Raw genomic sequence first — 21930 nt, forward strand, 5'->3', positions numbered from 1 at the left:
GCATGAAACTGTCCCCGCGCGACACCGATGCCTATTGCCAGCGGCCCGACCCAAAGAAAACCGGCCTGTTGATCTATGGCGCCGATGCAATGCGGGTGGCCCTGAAACGTCAGCAAATGCTGACAGCGCTTCTGGGGCCCGGTGCCGAAGAGGAAATGCGCCTGTCGCGGATGTCTGCCAGTGCGCTGCGCAAGGATCCGGCCCAGTTGTTGGACGCGGTCAAAGCGGTGGGCTTTTTCCCCGGTGCCCGCGCCGTCTTTGTCGAAGAGGCCAACGACACTGCCGCCCCGGCCATTCTTGCGGCGCTGGAAGAATGGCAGCCTGGCGATGCCCAGATCGTGGTCACGGCAGGCCAGCTCAAGGCCACATCGAAGCTGCGCAAAGGGTTTGAGAGCCACCCGGCCACCTATGCCGCCGGCCTGTATGACGATCCGCCCTCGCGGGCCGAAATTGAACGGATCCTGGCAGCGGCCCAGATCCGCGATGTGCCCAATGACAGCATGTCTGCGCTCACCGATATTGCCAATGACATTGGCCCGGGTGATTTTTCCCGCATGATTGAAAAGCTGTCGCTGTATAAACACGGCGATGCCGCGCCGCTGTCGCTAGAGGATATTCAGGCGATTGCGCCGCAATCCACCGAAGCCGCCCTGGATGATGTGCTGAATGTGGTGGCCGAGGGACGCACCCCGGAAATTGGCCCCCTGATCAACCGGTTGCAATCCCAGGGCACCAATGCGGTGACACTGTGCATCGGCGCGACCCGGCATTTTCGTACGCTCTACACCGTTGCCGCCGATCCTGGTGGCCCGGCCCAGGGCATCGGCCGGTTGCGCCCGCCGCTATATGGCAAACGCCGCGATAGGGTGCAGCGACAGGCGCAGGCCTGGGGGGCGGACAGGCTGCAACGCGCCTTGACGCTGCTGACCGATACCGACCTACAGTTGCGCTCTGCCGGGCAAACCGCCCCGGCGCTGGCGCTGATGGAACGTGCGCTGATCCGGCTGGCGATGCTGGGACGGGCGCGCTAGGCTCTGGGTTGATTTTGCACGACATGCCCTAACGCTGCGTGCTTTTGCCAGGCGCAGTCGATGCGGACTTGACCTATTTCCGCCCGGCTTCATGCTGGCGGCGCAACCTGCACAACCGGAGAACCCACCATGTATACCCTTATCGGCCTGCCCAAAACCCGGAGCTTCCGCGTGCTTTGGGCGCTGGAAGAAATGGGGCTGGAGTATGATCTGAACCCAGCCCAGCCCCATAGCCCGGATGTGCTGGCGCTCAATGCCTCGGGCAAGGTGCCAGTGCTGCAAGAGGGAGACGCGGTGCTGACGGATTCAACCGCAATTCTGACCTATCTGGCGGATAAACATGGCCAGTTGACCGCCCCGGCCGGAACGCTGCAGCGCGCCCAGCAGGATGCCATGACCCAGCGCTACCTGGATGAGCTGGATTCGCTGCTCTGGACCGCAGCGCGGCATAGCTTCATCCTGCCGCAAGACCAGCGCGTGGCCGAGATCAAGCCAAGCCTGAAGCTAGAGTTTTCCAACAATCTCAACCGAATAGCACAGCAATTCAAAGGCCCCTATGTCATGGGAGAAACCTTTAGCATCGCGGATATCATTCTGACCCATTGCCTGACCTGGGCCCTTGGTGCCAAGTTCAACATCGAAAGCCAGGCGATGCTGGACTATTGCACGGCAATGCAGGAACGGCCCGCCTACCAGCGCGCAGCCGCCCTGGCCTGACAACAGTGGGCCTGGGGCAGGCTGCGGTGTCGACCGCTCAGCCCCGGGCCAGATAGGCCGCCGCCCCACGCCCGGCCCAGCGCCCGGTGGCAAAGCAACCGGTCAGAAGGTAGCCACCTGTAGGGGCCTCCCAGTCCAGCATTTCACCGGCGCAAAAAGTACCGGGGCGCTTGGTCAACATCAGATCCTCATCCAGTTCGCGCCAGTCAATGCCCCCGGCGGTCGAGATCGCCTCGTCCAACGGACGCAGGCCCGCGTGCTTGACCGGCAGCGCCTTGATCCGCGCCGCCAGTGCCGCCGGAGCCTGCGGCAGCGGACGGCCAAATTCCTGTAACAGCGCAGTGCGTGCGGCCCCCAGTTTCAGGCAACGCCGCAGGTGATTGGCCAGGCTGGCCTTGCCCCGGGGGCGCGCCAGGCGCTCGGTGATCTGGGCCAGCGACAGGTCCGGCAACAAATCGACGCAAAGATCTGCACCATCGCGGACCTCAGCACTGACCGAATAGATGCCGCCGCCCTCCAATCCGTGCTGCGAAATAATCGCCTCGCCCCGCGACATGCTGGTTCCCGCCTGCCAGGTGACGCCCTTGACCGGCTGACCAAACTGCGCCTGCATATGCGCCGACCAATCACAGAGCAGACCTGCATTTGCCGGCTGGAACGGCTGCAGCGTCACGCCCTGCGCCGCCAGCGGCTGCACCCAGCCGCCGTCCGATCCAAGCCGTGCCCAGCTCGCGCCGCCCAGCGCCAACACCGTTGCGCCCGCCTTGATCTGTACCGCGCCCTCGGGGGTGTCAAAGCACAGCATATCCCCCTGCCAGCCGGTCCAGCGCCAGCGACGGCGCCAGGTCACGCCCTGCTGTTCCAACCGGCCCAGCCAGGCCCGCAACAGCGGCGAGGCCTTCATTGTTTCTGGAAAGACCCGCCCGGTAGAGCCGGTAAACAGCTTTTGCCCCAGAGACCGCGCCCAATCCTGCACAGCCGTCGCATCAAAGGCGGAAATCATTGGCGTCAAAGCTTTGGCCGCGCTGCCATAGTGCCGCAGCAATTGCACCAGATCTTCATCTTTGGTGAGGTTCAGACCGGATTTCCCCGCCATCAGCAACTTGCGCCCCAGGGATGGCTTGGCCTCGGCCAGCAAAACGCGGTGCCCGGCAGTGGCAAGTTCCCCTGCCGCCATCAAGCCGGCAGGCCCGCCGCCAATCACCACCGCATCCCAAACCTCATCCTGCATCGGATCCATCACCGTTGCGCCCTCTCACGGCACATTTCCAGAATCCCCTCGGCGATCTGCGGTGTGGCAGCCAAGGCATCAGCCATCAGGGCCTGTGCCTGATCCATCAGCTCTTCAGGGGCAACCAGCCGGTCCACCAGGCCCCAGGCGCAGGCCTCTGCCGCATCAATCTTTTGCCCAGCCGCCAAGATCATCTTGCAGCGCGCCGGCCCAATCAGCGCCGTCATGCGCCCCACATCCGAGGGCTGCGGCAGATAGCCAAGCTTCATCACCGGGTAAAACACCTTGGCCGTTGGCACCATAAGGCGAATGTCGCAGGCCAGCGCCATGCCATTCGCACCGCCCGCCAATGTCCCGTTCAGGGCGGCGATCTTCAGGCAGGGCAACTGGGCCAGCGCCGCCGAGAGCTGCTCCCACAGGGGAGAGGTGGCAAGGCCTGCGCGGGCCTCTTCCAGATCGGCACCAGCACTAAAGACCCTGCCCCTGCCGGTAAGGATCAGCCCACGCGCCGCCTGCGCGCGGCTGGCAATATCCAACAGATCTTCCAGCATCTGCCCGGTCAGCGAATTGGCCTTTTCCGGACGGTTGAGGGTGACAGTCCAAAGCCCGGCGTCGGAGATTTCGAGGTCAATCATATCAGGCCGACACGCTTGCGAATGTCTTCCAGGCGCAACGAGACCTCATCGCCGAGGAATTCATCGGCATCCGCACCGCACATCCACAACAACGTCTTGGCAGGCCATGCGGCGGGCACGTGATCCTCCCAATCGATTTGACTAACCGGGTTGATGCCACTGGATTTGATCTTGCGCTGCATTTCAGTGGCCACCGTCCCCGGTGACAGGCTGAGCACGCGAATGCCATTGCCGCCCTCTTCCAGATGCAGCGCACGGGTCAACATCAAGACGCCCGCCTTGGAGGTGCAATAGGCGCTCCAGCCTTCCAGCGCATTATAGGCCGCACCGGAGCCAATGTTGATGATGGTGCCGCCATTGCCGGATTTCATCAAGGGCAGGGCCGCGTGAATACCGTTGAAGACGCCCTTGATGTTGATATCCATCAGCTTGCCCCAGTCCGCCGGGTTAGCCTCTTGGATCCGGGCGATCGGGTCGATGACGCCGGCATTGTTGATCAGCACATCCAGGCTGCCAAAATCGGCATGTGCCTTTTGCAACGCGGCAGCGACAGCAGCCGGGTCCGAGACATCACAGGCAAAGGCCAGCGTGTTTCCGCCGATCTCTTCCGCCAGGGTCGTCAGGCTCTCTGTGCTTCTTGCCAGCAAGGCCAGATTGGCCCCTGCAGCAGCAAAGACTCGGGCCGCATCGGCCCCGATACCGCGGCTTGCGCCGGTGATCACAACTGTTTTTCCCTTGATATCCATTTGATTAATCTCCAAATCCGCAGTTCCAAATGTGGTAAACTGCTTAGGGGGAACGGTCCAGCCCCAGGCCCCTTGACGCAATCAACCTTGCAGTTGACCATATGGACCATTGTATTTGCCTATATGCAGAAAGGTTATCCCATGACAGTTTCCCTCGCGCGCGGCACGGGCGCAGCTGCGGTTTTGATTATCACAGCCCAAGGGGCATTTGCTGATGTCAGCGCCCAGGATGTCTGGTCTGACTGGAAAGCCTATATGACAGGCACAGGCTATACTGTGACGGGCACCGAATCCCAGTCAGGAAATGTGCTGACCGTCAGCGATTTTTCCATGAACATGCAGATCGGCGCGCAAGAGGGCGACATGGAGATGACCCTGCCCTCCCTTGAATTCGTCGAAAATGGTGATGGCACCGTCAATGTGGTGTTCCCCAAGGAATTCCCCATCGTCGTTGCCGCTGACGAGGATAACAAACGTTTCTCGGCAGAGATCATCTATGCCCATGATGGCGCGCCGATTGTGGTCTCGGGCGATCCTACCGAGATGACCTACGACTATGCCTCTGCCGAGGGCACCCTGACCCTGGGCAAATTCGGCGCCACCGGCGAAGACATCCCTGCCGACCTGCTGCAGGCCACAGTGGTATTGAAGGATATTGCCTCAAAAACCATCATGCGGATTGCTGATCAGCGCAGCTATACGCAGTCGCAGTCCATCAGCAATATCACCTATGATATCGCCTTCAAGGACCCCGACAGCGACGATAGCGGCAGTATCAAGGGCAGTCTTGAAAATATCACGGGTGCGGTCTCCAGCATCATTCCCACCGATGCGATCAGCCCCATGTTGCCTGACCTGATCAAGGGGGGTCTCAACGTCGATGCCAACCTGGCCTATACAGGCGGAAACAGCACCGTCATGGTGACCGGGAGCGACAGCTTTGATCTGAAAAGCAGCTCTGCGGGCGGGACATTTGGCGTCGCCATGAGCAGCGATGGCCTGGCCTATGATGTCAGCCAGCGCGATATCAAACTGGATGTGTCCGGGTCTGAAATCCCCTTTCCTCTGGCACTGTCCATGGCGGAAACCGGCTTCAAACTGAAAATGCCCATCGCCAAATCCGAAGACGAGCAGGATTTTGGCCTCGGCATCACCCTGCGTGATTTTGCTGTGCCAGACATGCTCTGGGGTATGGTTGACCCGGAAGGCAACCTGCCGCGTGACCCGGCCACCATTGTGCTGGACCTGGCCGGCAAGGGCAAACTGCTGTTTGACATGTTCGACCCCACAGCGATCGAAGCGCTTGAGGATGGCGAGAAGGAGCCTGGCGAAGTCAACGCGCTGAGCATCAAACAGCTGCTGGTCTCTGCCGCTGGCGCCAAACTGACAGGCACCGGCGATTTCACCTTCAACAATGCCGATCTGGAAACATTTGACGGTATGCCTGCCCCCGACGGCGTGGCCAATGTCGAACTCACAGGTGCCAATGGCTTGATCGACAACCTGATCAAGATGGGCCTGCTCAGCGACAACGATGCCATGGGCGCACGGATGATGATGGGCATGTTTGGTGTCCCCGGTGAAGGTGAAGATACCCTCACCTCGGAAATCAAGGTCTCTGAGGATGGCCAGATCCACGCCAATGGCCAGCGTATCAAATAAGCGCCGTTCGCAACCGAAAAACAAACATCAGGGCCGCCCCGCGCGGCCCTTTTTTGTACCACACCCTTGCAGCGGGTCGCGGGTCTGGCTAGCTCTGGTAGCAATCAATAATCAGTAGGTGCCCATGACCCAGTCTCCGCAAGCGCTATGCCATGCCCTGATCGACGCCGCCAAACGCGCCGGGGCCGATGCCGTTGATACCATGGTCGCGACGGGAAGCTCTCTCAGCATCGAGGTGCGCGAGGGCAAGCTGGAACAGGCGGAACGCTCAGAAGGCATTGATCTGGGGCTGCGCGTCTTTGTTGGCCAACGGCAGGCGCAGGTCTCCTCTTCTGACAGCCGGACAGAAACCCTGATCACCATGGCGGAACGCGCCGTGGCCATGGCCCGCGAGGCACCCGAAGATCCCCATACCGGTCTGGCCAGTCCCGACCAGCTGGCCCAGGACTGGGACATCGACGCGCTTGAACTTTGCGATCCCAGCCCAGAACCAACGCCACAGGCCCTACAGGATGACGCCCTGCAGGCCGAAGCAGCCTGCGCCGCAATTCCGGGCATCAGCCAGGTGCAGGGTGCCGCCGCAGGCTATGGTCAGCAATCCTTTCACCTTGCCACCTCCAACGGGTTTTCTGGCGGCTACCAGCGTAGCGGTCGCTCCCTCTCCTGTACCGGGATCGCTGGAACCGGTGCAGGGATGGAGCGCGACTATGATGGCGATTCCCGCACCTTTCAGGCTGATCTGCGCAGTGCCGCGGATATTGGCCGCACCGCTGGTGAACGGGCCGTGGCGCGGCTTGATGCGCGCCGCCCCAAGACGGGCAGCTACCCGGTGCTGTTTGACGAACGGGTGTCTTCTTCGCTGATCGGGCATTTGCTTGCGGCGGCCAATGGCGCGGCGATCGCCCGTGGTTCTTCCTGGTTGCAGGGGGCACTGGGGGAACAGATCCTGCCCGCCGGGCTGTCCCTGATCGAAGACCCGCACAGGCCGCGCATTTCCGGCTCGCGCCCCTTCGATGGTGAAGGCCTCGCGACGCAACGCCGGGCGATCATTGATCAGGGCATCCTGACTGGCTGGACCCTGGATCTGGCCTCGGCCCACAAACTGGGACTGCAAAGCACCGGCAATGCGGCGCGCGGCGTTGGCTCTGTGCCGGCCCCCGCCAATTGGAACGTTACCCTGACGCCAGGAGAGCAGAGCCGCGATGACCTGGTTGCGGCAATGGGCACCGGGCTTCTGGTCACCTCTTTGATCGGCTCTACCGTCAATCCCAACACCGGCGACTATTCACGCGGGGCATCGGGATTTTGGGTCGAGAATGGCGTGATCGCCTATCCGGTCAATGAGTGCACCATCGCGGGAAATCTCCGCGATATGCTAGCGCGGATACTGCCGGCCAATGATGCACGCCGCTATCTGTCGCGGGTGGTCCCCTCGCTTCTGGTCGAAGGAATGACCCTTGCAGGCAGCTGACGATCTTGCCCTGCTGATCCGCGCAGCGCAGGCCGCTGGCGATATTGCGCTGCAATATTCCGGTCCAACGGCGCGGCGCTGGGAAAAACCCGGCGGTCAGGGCCCGGTGACCGAGGCCGACCTGGCGGTCAACACCATGCTGGAAACCATGCTGCGGGCAGCGCGGCCCGATTACGGCTGGCTATCTGAGGAAAGCGAAGACAGCGCCGCCCGGCTAGAGAAAGAACGGGTTTTCATCATTGATCCCATCGATGGCACCCGCAGCTTTGCCGAGGGCTCTGCCACCTGGGCCCACTCACTGGCGGTGGCGCATCACGGCGATGTCACGGCGGCCGTGATCTTCCTGCCCCAACGAGATCTGCTCTATACCGCTGCCAAAGGATCGGGCGCCTTTTGCAACGGCCAGCCCATTGCGGTTGCCCCGCCCAGCACGCTGGCCATGGCAAAGATACTGACCGCAACGCCCAACCTGGTTGGCCACCACTGGCGCGGCGGCACAGCCCCCGATCTGCAGCGCAGCTATCGCCCGTCACTGGCCTATCGGCTGGCACGGGTGGCGGAGGGATGCTACAACGCTATGCTGACACTGCGCCAGAGCTGGGAATGGGATATCGCGGCAGGCGATCTGATCCTGCGTGAAGCCGGTGGGCTGACCAGCAACCGTTTGGGCGCGCCCCTGCGGTTCAACAACGCGGTACCGCTGCTGGATGGGGTGGTGGCGGCAACGCCTGGCATCCATCACGACCTGCTGCAGGCGCTGGACCCGGCGGGGCCGGGCATTGCAGGGCATTGAGAGGCTGTGGCCGGGCGGAATACACATGACAAAGCTTGAGACCCAGACCCGCCCCGAGGGCGAAATCCTGTGGCTTCATGCCACCACGATCCAGCGCTATCTGGCGCTTTGCGATATTGCCCATCGGCTCAAATCCATGCGGCCGGATCTTTTTGTTCTTGCCACCTGGGAGGCGGGTATGGGCCAGATGCCCGAGACCGAGGGCTGCGATCATGCCCTGGGGGCGCTGGCACCTGACCAATCCCCTGAAAGCAGGTACTTCCTGAACCACTGGCGCCCGGATCTATGTCTCTGGGCTGGTGGCAACCTGCGTCGGGGAATGATGCGACAGATGCGCGAGTTGGGTATCTCGGCCCTGCTGGTTGATATCGAAGAGCAGGAGCTGCCCACCCGCAAACTGCGCTGGCTCCCGGATCAGCGGCGACGTCTCTTTGGCGGCTTTAATGCGGTCCTTACCCCCGCCAAGGCAGTGCAGAGGCAACTGATCAAGGCGGGGATGCCGCGCGATCAGATCCACCTGACCAGCCCGCTGCGGCTCTCGGCGGTGCCACCGGGCTGCGACCAGCAGGTGCTGGCAAGCCTGCAACAACGCCTGGGCAGTCGCCCCGTATGGCTGGCCTCGCGGGTGCAACTGGCAGAACTGCCGCAGCTGCTCGATTCCCATCGCACCGCCCTGCGACTGCTGCACCGGATGCTGCTGGTAATTGCCCTTGATGACCCCGAGAGCTGCGCCCGCGCCCGCAATCTGGTACAGGACAGTGGGTTAAATTGCACCGATTGGAATGCCAACGAAGAGATCAACGACTACACTCAGATCCTGATCACCGACAGCGCCAATCTGGGGCTATGGTATCGGCTGGCCCCAGTCACGCTGCTTGCCTCTAGCCTGCAGCCCCAGATGCCCGGCCAAAGCCCACTAGAGGCACTGGCCCTGGGGACGGTAGTGCTGCATGGTCCCGGCTGCGGCCATCACCAACCGGTCTACGACCAACTGGCCCCCCTGAAGGCGACCAAACAGATCCGCACCGCCCGAGAGCTGGCAGAGGCGGTGATCCACCTCTCGGCGCCGGATGTGGCAGCACGCTGGGCGCTGGCAGGCTGGACCGCCGTCACCGAAGGTGCTGCGATGACCGATCAATTGTTAGAACAGGTGCAGGATATCTTGGACCTGCGCGAGGAAACACATGCGGCCCCCTGAGTTCTGGAACAAATCCCCCGATGTCTTTGACCTGCGCCGCCTTGCCCTGGCGCCGCTGGGCTGGATCTATGGTGCCGCCACAGCCTGGCGGCTGCTCGCCAGTCCCGGCCATCGCGCCGGGGTGCCGGTGATCTGCGTTGGCAACCTCAACGCAGGCGGCACTGGCAAGACCCCAACGGTGATCTGGCTGATGGAAACCCTGCGCAATATGGGACATGAACCCCATGTGGTCAGCCGCGGCTATGGCGGCAGCCTGACCGGCCCGGTCGCGGTGGATCCCGGTCTGCACCGCGCAGATGCCTGCGGGGACGAACCACTGCTGCTGGCCGCCTTTGGCGAGGTCTGGGTGGCACGGGATCGCGCCGCAGGCTGCCGCGCCGCCGAGGCCGCCGGCGCCACGGTGATCCTGCTGGATGATGGGTTTCAAAACCCCAGCGTGGTCAAGGATCTGTCACTGGTGGTGGTGGATGCGCAGCGCGGCTTTGGCAATGGGCGCTGCCTGCCGGCCGGCCCCCTGCGCGAAACCGTACCACAGGGGCTGACACGGGCAGATCTGGTGCTCTCTATCGGGTCGGATGCTGCACAAGAACAGTTTGCCCGCCTCTGGGGCGATCAGCTACAGGGCCTGCCCCACTGCCGGGCAAAGCTGGAACCGCTGCAAACCGGAATGCCCTGGCAGGATACCCCCGTGCTGGCCTTTGCCGGCATCGGCCATCCGGAAAAATTCTTTGCCACCCTGCGCGGCCTTGGGGCCAGGGTTCTGCGCGCCGAAGCGCTAGAGGATCACCAACCGCTGTCCACCGCCTTGATGAACCGATTGCAGGCCGAAGCCCAGATACAGGGTGCCCAGCTGGTCACCACCGAAAAAGACGCGGTGCGCCTGCCCGAAAGCTTTCGCCACAGGGTGATCACCCTCCCGGTGCGGCTGCAGATTGCCCGCGCTGATACGCTGATCGCCCGGCTGGAAACCATTGCGCCCCCGCCCTGACACCCCTGCCCCCGTCCTGCCTGGCTCCGGTATCCGGGCAATTGCAACAGACCGCCAGAAACAGAACAGCCCGAGGCGCAGTGCCCCGGGCTGTTCGTGTCCTACTCGCTCAGTATCTCAGCCTGGCAAGGCTTAGCTCTCCAGCTCTGCGTCAATCAGTTCTTTGAACTTTTGATAGGACTGATTGCCAATCTTCGTGCCATTCAGGATAAAGGAGGGCGTCGATTCAATATCATCCTCTTTGGCGTTTTCCTGGTACCAGGAAACCAGAGTCTGGGCCTTGGCACCGTCCTGCAGGCAGGCTTCCAGGGTCTCTTTCTCCAGCCCGGCGACGGCACCGATCTTGCGCAGTGCCTCAGTGATTTCGCTGGTTCCGCCTGCGCGAGTCCAGTCGGCCTGGCCCTTGTAGATCAGATTGCTGATGCCAAAGAATTTTTCAGGCCCACCGCAGCGCGCAATCAACGAGGCCCAAAGACCATAGCGATCAAAATAGACCTCTCGGTAAATCAGCTTTACCTTGCCGGTGTCGATATATTCTTCTTTCAGCTGCGGAAGGACGCCAGTGTGAAAATTTGCGCAATGCGGGCAGGTGTAAGAAGCATATTCAATCAAGGTCACCGGCGCGTCTTCGGCACCGATCACCATTTCGGTGATGGTTGAGGTATCAACCTCGGCCTCTTGGGCCGAAGCGGCACCGACCAGCGGCAGTTCAGGCAGGCGCGTTTGGCTATTGTAACCTGTAAGCGCATAGGCGCCGGTGACAAGCGCCACCGCAGCAAAAACACCAGACATAAGACGGGTCATTCATACCCCTTTCGTTCAGTTTTCTTTTTTGTCAGCACATTGCGCCCCAACCGCTCTAGCGCGGCGCGCAAATCTTCGTTTTCAACCCCCTCGGCCGCCGCGGCAGCTTCAACCTGCGCCTGCGGATCAACCGGCAGTGGCTTTTTCACCTTGGGGGCGTATTTGAACTCAACCTGGCCATCGGAAAACCCGGTGGGGGCAGTCTGGGTTATCCAGACCTTGGAGATGGCGTTATAGCCATAAACGGCATTCACCTTCTCGCGCAGCCGCTCTTTTTGCATCTCTAGCATGGGGGCATTGGCCCCGTTGGTCAGCACAGTCAGCGTTGCCCCAAAGGCACTGCGCCCGTATCCAACCTTGACCGGGCGGGCGATGGAGGCGATGTCTGGCCCGGCGATCTCTTCCCAGTGGGTCAACAGCCGAGACACCGCAAAGCCACGGCTTTCGCCCGCTTTGCGGATTTGCTCATTCAAGAGCCGGGAGGTCCGTGCGAACCCGCGTGTGCTGCTGCGCCTAAATGCCATACCGGTGGTTTTGCGTGACTGGACGCCCTATTGTAAAGGGTCCTCATGGCGAGGCCTGCAAAACCACCACCTCAAAGGGGTAAAGAATGCGTGATTTGGATGGATCCCCAGGGCAGATGAAGCAGCCAGCAGCAGAGCAGACGGACGCACAACAGGCGGTTTTGGCCCCAGAAATTCTGCACTGGTATGACCATAACGCCCGCGCCATGCCCTGGCGTGTTTCCCCCCGCGATCGCGCCAATGGCATTTCCCCCGATCCCTATCGTGTCTGGCTCAGCGAAGTCATGCTGCAACAAACCACCGTGGCAGCCGTGACAGAGTATTTTCAACGCTTCACCCGGCGCTGGCCCAGAGTGCAGGATCTTGCCGCAGCCAAAGACGCCGACGTCATGGGCGAATGGGCCGGGCTTGGCTATTACGCCCGTGCCCGCAACCTGCTGAAATGCGCCCGCGTCGTCACCAATGATCTGGGTGGCCTGTTCCCCGACAGCTATGAAGCGCTGCTGAAACTGCCGGGCATTGGCCCCTACACGGCCGCGGCAGTGGCCTCTATCGCCTTTGATCGTGCAGAAACCGTGCTGGACGGCAATGTGGAACGGGTGATGGCGCGGCTCTATGATATCGATGATCCGCTCCCCGGATCAAAACCCGTGCTGAAAGCCCGCGCCGCCGCGCTGACACCAATCACCCGCCCCGGTGACTATGCCCAGGCGGTGATGGATCTGGGCGCCACCATCTGCACCCCCAAGAACCCAGCCTGCGGGATTTGCCCCTGGCGCGCGCCCTGCCTGGCACGGGTCGCCGGAACCGCCGCCGAACTGCCAAAGAAGACGCCAAAGCAGCCCAAACCCACCCGACGCGGCACTGCCTATCTGGCCCGTAGCGCCACAGGCAGCTGGCTGCTGGAACGCCGCCCCGAAAAGGGGTTGCTGGGCGGCATGTTGGGCTGGCCTGGCACCGAATGGAACGAGGCCCCCGAACCGCGCCCGCCCTTTGATGCTGATTGGCAGAATCTGGGCGGAGAGGTGCGCCATACCTTCACCCATTTCCACCTGATCTTAGAGGTAAAGCTGGCCGAACTGCCCGCAGGCTACAACGGGGCGCCGAACCAGGAACTGCTGTCACGCCATGCCTTTCGCCCCACTGATCTGCCAACGGTAATGCGCAAAGCCTTTGATCTTTGGGCCGGATCAGACTTTAACCCAGGTGCCTAGGCCCTAGGGGGCCTTGCGGGATGCGCGGTTCTGGCCCCTTGGGTTTAGCAGGCAATCGGCCTAGACTTTGTCCAGGCTGCCAAGCCTTTGGACGCGCCCCAATCCGGAGACCCCCTGATGACCGCTGCTGACCGCCTGACACGCTGGCAATCCGCCCTGCCCTTCTGGCTCTCCATGCTGTTGCTGCCACTGATCTGGCTGGCGGCGATGTTTGGCGGCTGGACGATCCTGCTGCCACCGCTGGTCACCTGGTATCTCTTTGCTGCGCTGGATGGGGTCTTTGGCCTGAACCTCGAAAACGCCGATCCGATGACCGATGAAGACGATCTGCGCTGGTATCGCTGGCTCACAACGGCATGGGTCCCGCTACAATTTGCCTGCCTCTTTGGGCTGATCTGGTATGTCACCCACAGCAGCCACCTGTCGGGGCTGGAAAAGTTTGGCGTCTTCTTTGGCGTCGGGGTTGTCACCGGCACCATCGGCATCAACTACAGCCACGAGCTGATGCACCAGCGCAGCCGACTGGAGCGCAATCTGGCGGATCTCTTGCTGGCAATGGTGCTCTATTCACATTTCCGGTCAGAACACCTGCTGGTGCATCACCGCTATGTCGGCACCCCACGTGATCCGGTCACTGCGCGCTATAACGAAGGGTTTCATCGCTACTTTCCGCGGGTCTTGCGGCAATGCTGGCGCTCTGCCTTTCGGGCAGAACGGGAAAAACTGGCCAGGAAAGACCGCCCCTGGAGCGATGCCAGGAACCCCTTCTTTCGCTACTGGGCGCTGCAACTGGCGATGCTGCTTCTGGCTGCGCTGCTGGGCGGGGTCGGTGGGGTCCTGCTGTTCCTGGTGCAGGCGGGCATCGCCATCTGGCAGCTGGAGCTGGTGAACTATGTGGAACACTACGGGCTGACCCGCAAGCATCTGGGTAACGGGAAATACGAACATGTGCGCCCACATCATTCCTGGAATGCGGCACATCGGGCGTCAAACTGGTTGCTGATCAACCTGCAGCGCCACTCTGATCACCATTTTCGCCCGGATCGCCGCTTTCCCCTGTTGCAGAATTATACCCAGGCCGAGGCCCCGCAACTGCCCTTTGGCTATCCGGTGATGACAGTATTGGCGATGTGTCCACCGCTGTGGCGCCGGGTCATGAACCCCAAGGTGCGGCGCTGGCGGCAGATGTATTATCCCGAAATCACCGAGTGGAGTGCCTACAACAAGGCAAAAACGCCCATGCCGCGCGCAGGGACAAGCGCGTAATTCAAGCCTGCCATAGGGAAAAATACAAAAAGCGCTGACTGCCACGAATAGCTGTCAGCGCTTTTTGGGCGAGACCTGGCAAGATCTCTCACGAGGCGCGGATCAGGGAATCTTGGACGGACAACCCCAAAGCCGCGTAGCAACACGGATACTTTCTCACCTGATACTTTTCAAAAGCTTAACAGGGCAGGCACAATCTAGAGTTATTCCCACAAACATCTGAATTAATGTCGATATTTTCAAATTTCTCCATATAACCAAGAGGTGCTTCACATAACATGCATCCTAAAGATGTGTCAGAATCATATCAGCCAGACCATCGACCCGGGCTAGGATCTTAGCGCTTGGCCCAGACTTTTATCGGTGCATCCAGACCGCGTACATCCTGCTCCGGGTAACAGACAAAGCCCTCGCTCAACTCGCGGCCCGGCGTTTCCCGTTCGGCCTGCAAACGCAGATCTTCGCTCATTACAATCGGGGTCTGCAGGCGGCGGGTCATCTCTTCAAGGCGAGCGGCGACATTCACGGCCGTGCCGATCACCGCATATTCCAGCCGGTTCAGCCCAATATCCCCCAGCAGTGTTTCGCCAAAATGGATGCCAATCCCAGCCTTGATTTCCGGCTCGCCCAGACGTCGGCGATCGCGGTTCCACTGGGCCAGGGAGACTTGCATGGCAAGCGCGCAACCCAGCGCATCGCTGGCGTCACGCTTGCCGGCAGAGGGGGTGCCAAAAGTCGCCATCAGACCGTCGCCCAGATATTTGTCCAGGGTGCCATTGTGGCGAAAGACTTCGCGCTCCATCCTGGCGTGGAACTCCCGCAGCAGCACAATCACCTGATGCGGGTCACGCCCGGCAGCAAACCGGGTGAAGCCAACAATATCGATGAACAAAACCGCCACGTTTTGAACGCGCACCTGCTTCAGCGGTTCATCGTTCTGCGACAGCTCTTCCACCACATTCGGCGAGAAGTAGCGCGACAGGTTGGCGCGCTCGCGCTCTAGCCCCGCGTTGCTCAGCAAGAGCCGGTTGGTACGGCGGGCAGAAATGCCCAGCGTGATGGCCACGATCAGAAAGACGATAACCTCTTGGACCCGTACCGGCACCGCATAGCTGTTGGGATCAAGGAACTCTGCCAATTGGCTGCCCTCGCCAAAGGCGGCGGCGGCGGCCTCGCTCAGGCCGGGAACCGGGCTGGCAAACCACCAGGCCAGGGCCAAGGCAGACATCCACATCACCAGTGTCCAGATGCCAATGGCAATCACCGTACGCCAAGAATAGGCCATGGTACCCAGCGCCAGAATGACAAAGAAGTAGATGAAATTGTCAAACCTGTACTGCATCGCCAGCGGCATCATATCCATGTCCAGCGGATTGGGGCCAACCATGCCAAGGGTCATCAGAAACAGATCGATAAAGATCAAGAACAGCTCCATCCGCGATCGACCAACCCGGCCGATACGCCGCATGAACCAGCCGTTGACGCAGAGCAGCGCCAGGATCCCAATATAGTAGATCACCTCAAACTGCGGATGTACCCAGAGCAAAAAGACCGAAAAGATTGCCATGGCAATCCAACGGGCTTTGACTGCCAGTTCCAGCCCCTCGCGCTTGTGGTTTTCCAGGGCTGCCAGGGTATATCGCGACTCGGCGGCCTGGCTGCTCTCATCTTCCTGCACAATATTGCGAAGTTTCGGCGCAGGCGGTGTCATGGCGGCATCAGTCATCAGGCGGTCCCTATTCCTGCATCCTAAATAGGCACTCTGCCCATAGCATACACCCCCTTTTACCGCTTCGGTCCCGGAAACCAAAAAAGCCCCGCCAGAGGGCGGGGCAAGGTGCGGCACCTGTGTCACAGCACAGGGACCGTTGGTTAACTTGATAATGTCGTGAAAGCCTGCGCCGGAACCGGCCAGAGCCCTGAAGGCCGACGTCTAGTTCTGCATTTCAGCCCGAATTTGCTGGCGCAGCACGTCGATAGGCACAGTCTGGCCATCGCGTTTAAAGCACCAATAAGTCCAGCCATTGCAGGAGGGCGCGTTTTCTAGATGCGCGCCAACCTGATGGATCGAGCCTTTGACATTGTCGCCAATCAGCGTGCCATCGGCGCGCACCTTGGCCTTGTGGCGTCGGTTCATCGAATAAAGCTCATCTCCGGGGCGCAGCATGCCACGTTCCACCAGCTGGCCAAAAGGCACCCGCGGCTCGGCGCGCTTGCTGGTTGAAACCTGTAGTGCCTCGCGGTCGAATTTACGCACCGATGCGATACGTGCTGCGGCCACCTTGCGATAGGAATCCTCTTGCTCGATACCGATAAATTCACGTCCCAGCATCTTGGCCACCGCGCCGGTTGTGCCCGTGCCAAAGAAGGGGTCCAACACTACATCACCAGGGTTGGTAGATCCCACCAGGATACGATGCAGCAGCGATTCGGGTTTTTGCGTAGGATGCGCCTTGTCGCCGTTCTCATCCTTCAGCCGCTCATGGCCGGTACAGATTGGCAACACCCAGTCCGAACGCATCTGAATGCCCTCGTTCAGCGCCTTCAGAGCCTCGTAATTGAAGGTATATTTGCCGCCTTCGGATTTTGACGCCCAGATCATCGTCTCATGCGCGTTGGTGTAGCGTTTGCCACGGAAGTTCGGCATCGGGTTGGATTTACGCCAGACGACATCGTTCAGAATCCAAAACCCTTCATCCTGCATCGCTGTGCCGACGCGGAAGATATTGTGGTAGGATCCGATCACCCAGATAGAGCCGTTTGGCTTTAGAATCCGACGGGCTTCATGCAGCCAGCGGCTGGTGAAATCATCATAGGCTGCAAAACTGGAAAACTGATCCCAGTGATCATCCACCGCGTCGACCTTGCTGTTGTCGGGGCGGTGCAGCTGGTTTTTCAGTTGAAGATTGTAAGGGGGATCCGCAAAAATAAGATCCACCGAATTGGACGGAAGCCCTGCCATCACGTCGATGCAGTCACCATCCAGAATCGTGTTTAGAGGGAGCGTCGCGGCGCCCTTTGTCATGGTTTTGTTCATTTGCTCTGCCTCAATAACCATCCGGCGCATTTTTGCGCTCATTTTGGTTATCCACAGGATGAGTTATCCGGGATTCGAGGTCAATTTGTTTTTTAGATCAGCGCAATACGGTTCACTCTTGATACAATATCTTGTGTACCGGTTTGAATGATCGACGATGATGTGGTGTTACGCCCAATTCAACCAGAGCTTCTCGGTGTTGCTTTGATGGATATCCGGCATTCTTCTCCCAGCCATATCCCGGGAACTGTTGCGCCAAATCCACCATGAGCAAATCGCGGGCCTCTTTTGCCACAATAGAGGCCGCTGCAATCGAGACTGATTTGCCATCGCCCTTGACCACTGCTTCGGCTGGAATTTCCAGATCTTTGGGGATCAGATTGCCGTCGATCAGCAGATAATCCGGCGCTGGTGACAGGCCTGCCACGGCCCGCTCCATCGCCAGATGCGAGGCGCGCAAAATGTTCAGCTGGTCGATCTCTTCGACGCTGGCCTCGGCCACCGAGACCTCGGCACAGTCCACAAGAAGCGCGGCCAGGGCGGCCCGCTTCTTGGCGCTCAACTTCTTGGAATCATTCAGACCCGGCGGCAGGCAGGTCATATCCAGAACAACGGCGGCTGCGGTGACCGGCCCCGCCAGTGGCCCCCGGCCAACTTCGTCCACACCGGCGATTCTGACATAGCCCTTGTTCTGGGCGGCACTCTCTAGGCTGGTATCTGGCTGTTCCATACCGCTGTCAGACCCAAGTCGAGGCAGATTCGCAAGTCAGGGACGCGTTTTTTGCCGCTTCTCGGGCTGGCGTCGCAAACTTGTCGCAAAAAAGAGGGGGCAAGCCCCCTCCAGTCTGCACTGGTCTGCCGACCGGACTCAGACCTTTGCCCTTAGCGATTGACCAGGCGATAACCATGCTGTTTCAGGCAGCGCGGCTTATAGGCAGAACGGTTCTTGCGGCCATTCCAGAAGGTAACTTTGCAAGAGCGCGGCAGGGATTTCACCTGGCCATAGTTCTGACGCAGGCAATTCTGCGCCACCAGCGAGCGACCGTTCTTGAACCGGGGGAAATACTTTACGCATTGCGCTGGCAGATCATAGCGACCCACACGCGGCGGCAGCGGCCGGGCCACGGGGTCGCGATGAGGGCGATGGGGGCGGGTCACCGTCTCGTGGCGGCGATCACGGGTGTTATGATCGTGCAGGGCGGCGCCGAGAATGCCCAGAACCGCCAGGCCGGCCACCACTTTGCCAACGTCATTGCCTGCCTGAACCTGGGTCGAAGACATCCCGGTAATCGCCAGGGACGCCGCCAGAATCAGGGCGATAAATTTTCGGTGTTGTTTGGGCTGCATGCGCTGTGTCATCGGATCATATCCTCTTGGTGCTATTGGGGTCACTGTTGAACGCGACTGTCTTGCGCTCAAAAGCCTATGAACCCAGCCTCACCCCTGGGGCGTCAGACAGGCAATAACACCCCCCTGCTATCCAATAACCATGGTGCCAAACACTTGTTGTTATTGAATATCGGCGGGGTTCGGCGCAGGGTAAGGGCATGAAACATTCCCTTGCTATACCGCTGATAAGCATGGCCCTCTTGGCGCTTTCCACGCCTGTCCTGGCCGCCGATTGCTATGCCGATTACAAGGCCAAGCAGAACAATCCGCTGAAACTGCATTACGGTGTGATCCAGATCCAGGGTGCCTGTCGCAAAGCCGATGCAAAGAACGAAATTCAGGCCCGCATTGCGCCTGCGGGCTGGACTCTATTGAATGTGATGACGGTCTTTGGCCCCGAAGGCCTACAGCAGAGGAAGGCCAATGCCGGACCCTATTTTCTCCGTTTCTGAGGCCCGCATGGCGGGCAGCCGCATTATCGCCTTTGGTATCGCCTTGATTGCCGCATTGCTTGCGCTGGCCGGCACGGTCCTGTTGCTGACGCTGCCTGATGGCAATGCCTTTAACGCGCGGGTTGAACAGCTATTTGTTGAAAACGACCTGACCAGCCAGGCCGAAATCAAGCTGCTTGAAATCCTCGCCCAATCGGGTACCGCCTTTGCCGATACCCTGGCCAGCTACCGGATGGTGATCTTTGTGCTGCTGCTCTTTGCCACCGCGATGATGATCGTGGCGCTGGTGGTTCTGGCCATGCTGGTGCTGCTGAACCGCCGTATGGCCCAGATCGAACGCTCTGGCATTCAGGTTACCGAACTACTGATCAGCCGCGAAGAACATACCGTCTACCTCAACAGCATGGGCTTCAAACTGACCGCCGCCGCGATGGAGACCCTCTCGGCCCTGGCCGAGGCCCGCATGGATGACGATGTGCTGTCAGGTGCCGAGATAGAGGCGGTGATTTCCGGCCGCCACAGCAGCGAGTGCGAAGAAGCGGCCGGCGCCACCCGAATCAAGCGATTGCGCGACACCTTGGGAAATCAGATGGTCAGCGAGCTTTTGGTCAAGAATATCGCCAAACGCGGCTATGTTCTGGCGATCAGCAAGGATGTCATTCGCATGGTCTGATCCCCCCAGCCCCGTCCAACCACGACCATGACTATCAAGGGGCGAGACACTGCCTGCCACGCCAGCGGGTGATTAAAGCTGCTAGAGGGGAAATAGGTTTTTCGCAGAAAAACAATGTCCTGCAAGGTTCACACATGCGCTGTGCAGGGATGCTCTGTTTCGCCACTGGATATTCCACCCGAAAATCCCACATAGAAGGCTACTTCCGTTCTGGAAGCGGCCTTGGGGGCTTTCATGTGCCTGCGGCCCAAAAGGCCCCCGCCGGGCGGGGACAAAAGGACAGATCAAATGAACGCGCAAATCCCCCCCCAACCCCCAGCTTCTGGGCCACAAAACTCAGGCTCTGGCCCGCACCGCCGCAGCCTGCAAAACCGTGGCTATGGTATTCTGGTCGAACCCCTGCGTGGGGAAGTCCAGGTACGGCGCAACGGCTGTCTCTTGGCCAAGAGCACGCGCGCGCGGGTGATGTATGAAACCCGGCTACCGCCCACCATCTATATTCCGCGTGATGATCTGACCGTGGATCTATCCAACAAGGTGGGGCTGCAAACCTTTTGCCCGTTCAAGGGGACGGCCTTTTACCATGATCTGAAGCTGGACGACGGCCGGGTCGACAATGCGGTTTGGATCTATGAAAATACCCTGCCAGAGGCCGCCCAAATCGAAGGCCATGTCGGCTTTGTCTCGGATCCATGCACCAAAATCGATCTGGGCGAAAACCTAATTGCGCCGCCAGAATATGGCAATATCTCTGGCCCGCTGATCGACTGGCTGCTGCGCGAGGCAGCCTTTCTGCCAACCCCAGCCGAGTTCACCCAGGCCTTTTCGGAAAAGCTGCTGGAGCAGGGGGTGCATCTGTCGCGGCTCTCGGTGCTGGCCTGGTCGCTGCATCCGCAGATTGCCGGTAAGAACTTCATCTGGCAGCGTGCCACCAATGAGGTGACCACCTATGCGCCCAGCTATGAAATCTATGAACACCCCTCTTATCACGCCAGCCCGCTGCGCCATGTCTCGCGGGGCCGGGGCGGCGTGCGTCACCGCATCGACCGCGAAGACTCGCAGGATGCCTTTCCGATCCTCAGCGATCTGCGCGCAGCTGGGTCCACCGACTATGTCGCCATGCCGCTGCCCTTCTCCGATGGGCGGATCAATGTGCTGACTGTTGCTTCGGATCACCCGGATGGGTTTTCCACTGCGAACCTTGGCCTGATTTTTGAATGCTCGGCAGTGGTGGCGCGCTATTACGAGGTCTTCATGCAGCGCGAAAACGCCCAGAGCCTGCTGGAAACCTATGTCGGCAAACGCACGGGCGCGCGGGTTCTAGGCGGCGAGATCCGTCGCGGCGAAGGCGACGAAATCGACGCCGCCATCATGTTTTGCGATCTGCGCGGCTCCACCCTGCTCGAGGAACAGCTAGGCCGGGGCGACTATATCAAACTGCTGAACGGGTTCTTTGAAACCGTCTCGACCATTGTGCATGACAACGGCGGCGAAGTGCTGAAGTTCATTGGCGACGCGGTGCTGGCGGTATTTCCTGCCGAAGCTGACGACGAAGAGGCCCGCGCCCAGGCGCTCCGCTCTGCCCGCAGCATTCCCCCGGCGATTGCCGCACTGGCCGCCGAACATGGCTTGCCGCGGCTTGACTGCGCCAGCGGCATTGCATTTGGCACCGTGACCTATGGCAATGTCGGCTCGCGCGAGCGACTGGATTTCACCGTCATCGGCCAGGCCGCCAATGTCGCCGCCCGCCTGGGGGATCATGGCAAGAGGCTGGGGCATCAGATCGTGGTCAGCCAGAATTCTCTGCCCGGTGCCTGCCAGAACGCCACGCCTCTGGGTCCGCTGCAGCTGCACAATGTCAGCACCCCTGTCGAGAGCTACGCTGTGGCCCCGCTGCGCGACGCCCCTATCTCCAAGGCGGAAGACACCCTCCAGGCAGGCCCACCGCCGGTCCCCGTCACAGTCATTGCCCCGAACAGCGGCGACAACTCTGTTCGCCCGGTCAAATAGATCCGGTGCGGATCTGCGGTCTGGCAGGGGGTGTTTGGGCCTGCCAAAATACGCCCGGCGCGCGGGAGCCCCGCGCAGGCCGGGCGCAA

General features: G+C 60.6%; 21 protein-coding genes. 12 read left to right on the forward strand and 9 right to left on the reverse strand.

Annotated elements, in window-relative coordinates:
- Positions 1 to 2: 2 nt before the first annotated feature.
- Together holA and P2081_RS06195 are read left to right on the forward strand one after the other, a co-directional pair.
- Positions 3 to 1031: a DNA polymerase III subunit delta gene (gene holA, locus P2081_RS06190; RefSeq protein ID WP_278922008.1), complete on the forward strand. Its 1029-nt coding sequence runs from the start codon at positions 3 to 5 to the stop codon at positions 1029 to 1031.
- A gap of 129 nt (positions 1032 to 1160) precedes the next feature.
- Complete coding sequence (locus P2081_RS06195; protein ID WP_278922009.1) at positions 1161 to 1748, forward strand: glutathione S-transferase family protein; 588 nt, start codon at positions 1161 to 1163, stop codon at positions 1746 to 1748.
- A 37-nt stretch (positions 1749 to 1785) separates the two neighbouring features.
- Here the strand turns inward: P2081_RS06195 and P2081_RS06200 are convergent, their stop codons facing one another.
- Genes P2081_RS06200 through P2081_RS06210 form a run of 3 tightly spaced genes read right to left on the reverse strand, consistent with a single transcriptional unit; the run spans position 1786 to position 4360 of the window.
- On the reverse strand, positions 1786 to 2979 hold the full coding sequence (locus P2081_RS06200) for a TIGR03862 family flavoprotein (RefSeq protein WP_278922342.1): 1194 nt from the start codon (positions 2977 to 2979) through the stop codon (positions 1786 to 1788).
- Between the two features lie 8 nt (positions 2980 to 2987).
- The gene (locus P2081_RS06205; RefSeq protein WP_278922010.1) at positions 2988 to 3614 is read right to left on the reverse strand and encodes an enoyl-CoA hydratase/isomerase family protein; all 627 of its coding nucleotides are present in this window, start codon (positions 3612 to 3614) and stop codon (positions 2988 to 2990) included.
- Positions 3611 to 4360 (reverse strand): SDR family oxidoreductase, encoded by a 750-nt coding sequence (locus P2081_RS06210; RefSeq protein WP_278922011.1) that lies wholly within the window; start codon positions 4358 to 4360, stop codon positions 3611 to 3613. Before P2081_RS06210 ends, P2081_RS06205 begins: the two co-directional genes overlap by 4 nt.
- 141 nt (positions 4361 to 4501) lie before the next feature.
- Here P2081_RS06210 and P2081_RS06215 point away from each other — a divergent pair, with 141 nt between their 5' ends.
- From P2081_RS06215 to lpxK, 5 genes are all read left to right on the forward strand, one after another.
- Positions 4502 to 6022, forward strand: a complete 1521-nt coding sequence (locus P2081_RS06215) for a DUF2125 domain-containing protein (RefSeq protein ID WP_278922012.1) — start codon at positions 4502 to 4504, stop codon at positions 6020 to 6022.
- 124 nt (positions 6023 to 6146) lie between these two features.
- Entirely contained in the window at positions 6147 to 7493 is a 1347-nt protein-coding gene (locus P2081_RS06220) for a TldD/PmbA family protein (protein ID WP_278922013.1), read from the forward strand.
- Entirely contained in the window at positions 7480 to 8286 is an 807-nt protein-coding gene (locus tag P2081_RS06225) for an inositol monophosphatase family protein (RefSeq protein ID WP_278922014.1), read from the forward strand. Before P2081_RS06220 ends, P2081_RS06225 begins: the two co-directional genes overlap by 14 nt.
- Positions 8287 to 8311: 25 nt before the next feature.
- Positions 8312 to 9484, forward strand: a complete 1173-nt coding sequence (locus tag P2081_RS06230; protein WP_278922015.1) for a 3-deoxy-D-manno-octulosonic acid transferase — start codon at positions 8312 to 8314, stop codon at positions 9482 to 9484.
- On the forward strand, positions 9471 to 10472 hold the full coding sequence (gene lpxK / locus P2081_RS06235) for a tetraacyldisaccharide 4'-kinase (protein ID WP_278922016.1): 1002 nt from the start codon (positions 9471 to 9473) through the stop codon (positions 10470 to 10472). The genes P2081_RS06230 and lpxK overlap by 14 nt, the downstream gene beginning before the upstream one ends.
- Positions 10473 to 10604: 132 nt before the next feature.
- Here the strand turns inward: lpxK and P2081_RS06240 are convergent, their stop codons facing one another.
- A complete protein-coding gene (locus tag P2081_RS06240; RefSeq protein WP_278922017.1) occupies positions 10605 to 11276 on the reverse strand; it encodes a DsbA family protein in 672 nt (223 codons plus the stop codon).
- Positions 11273 to 11800 carry a DUF721 domain-containing protein gene (locus P2081_RS06245; protein WP_278922018.1) on the reverse strand — a complete coding sequence of 176 codons (528 nt, stop codon included), beginning with the start codon at positions 11798 to 11800 and terminating at the stop codon, positions 11273 to 11275. Before P2081_RS06245 ends, P2081_RS06240 begins: the two co-directional genes overlap by 4 nt.
- A gap of 86 nt (positions 11801 to 11886) precedes the next feature.
- Here P2081_RS06245 and mutY point away from each other — a divergent pair, with 86 nt between their 5' ends.
- On the forward strand, positions 11887 to 13014 hold the full coding sequence (mutY, locus tag P2081_RS06250; RefSeq protein WP_438826528.1) for an A/G-specific adenine glycosylase: 1128 nt from the start codon (positions 11887 to 11889) through the stop codon (positions 13012 to 13014).
- Between the two features lie 117 nt (positions 13015 to 13131).
- A complete protein-coding gene (locus P2081_RS06255) occupies positions 13132 to 14280 on the forward strand; it encodes an alkane 1-monooxygenase (RefSeq protein WP_278922019.1) in 1149 nt (382 codons plus the stop codon).
- 337 nt (positions 14281 to 14617) lie between these two features.
- Here the strand turns inward: P2081_RS06255 and P2081_RS06260 are convergent, their stop codons facing one another.
- From P2081_RS06260 to P2081_RS06275, 4 genes are all read right to left on the reverse strand, one after another.
- Complete coding sequence (locus tag P2081_RS06260) at positions 14618 to 16006, reverse strand: adenylate/guanylate cyclase domain-containing protein (protein WP_278922020.1); 1389 nt, start codon at positions 16004 to 16006, stop codon at positions 14618 to 14620.
- A gap of 207 nt (positions 16007 to 16213) precedes the next feature.
- Positions 16214 to 17317 (reverse strand): site-specific DNA-methyltransferase, encoded by a 1104-nt coding sequence (locus tag P2081_RS06265; RefSeq protein ID WP_278922344.1) that lies wholly within the window; start codon positions 17315 to 17317, stop codon positions 16214 to 16216.
- 112 nt (positions 17318 to 17429) lie between these two features.
- On the reverse strand, positions 17430 to 18047 hold the full coding sequence (gene rnhB / locus P2081_RS06270; RefSeq protein ID WP_278922021.1) for a ribonuclease HII: 618 nt from the start codon (positions 18045 to 18047) through the stop codon (positions 17430 to 17432).
- Positions 18048 to 18199: 152 nt separating this feature from the next.
- On the reverse strand, positions 18200 to 18676 hold the full coding sequence (locus tag P2081_RS06275; RefSeq protein WP_278922022.1) for a hypothetical protein: 477 nt from the start codon (positions 18674 to 18676) through the stop codon (positions 18200 to 18202).
- Between the two features lie 188 nt (positions 18677 to 18864).
- On the opposite strand from P2081_RS06275, the gene P2081_RS06280 reads away from it, so the two are divergent.
- The 3 genes from P2081_RS06280 to P2081_RS06290 all read left to right on the forward strand — a co-directional run bounded on the left by P2081_RS06280 (position 18865) and on the right by P2081_RS06290 (position 21841).
- Positions 18865 to 19158 (forward strand): hypothetical protein, encoded by a 294-nt coding sequence (locus tag P2081_RS06280; RefSeq protein WP_278922023.1) that lies wholly within the window; start codon positions 18865 to 18867, stop codon positions 19156 to 19158.
- Positions 19130 to 19831 carry a winged helix-turn-helix domain-containing protein gene (locus P2081_RS06285; RefSeq protein ID WP_278922024.1) on the forward strand — a complete coding sequence of 234 codons (702 nt, stop codon included), beginning with the start codon at positions 19130 to 19132 and terminating at the stop codon, positions 19829 to 19831. The genes P2081_RS06280 and P2081_RS06285 overlap by 29 nt, the downstream gene beginning before the upstream one ends.
- Before the next feature lie 288 nt (positions 19832 to 20119).
- Positions 20120 to 21841, forward strand: coding sequence for a DUF427 domain-containing protein (locus P2081_RS06290; RefSeq protein ID WP_278922025.1), 1722 nt, complete (start codon positions 20120 to 20122; stop codon positions 21839 to 21841).
- The last annotated feature ends 89 nt before the right edge of the window (positions 21842 to 21930 follow it).

The organism is Pseudophaeobacter profundi, assembly GCF_029697505.1.
Taxonomy (GTDB): Bacteria; Pseudomonadota; Alphaproteobacteria; order Rhodobacterales; family Rhodobacteraceae; genus Pseudophaeobacter; species Pseudophaeobacter profundi.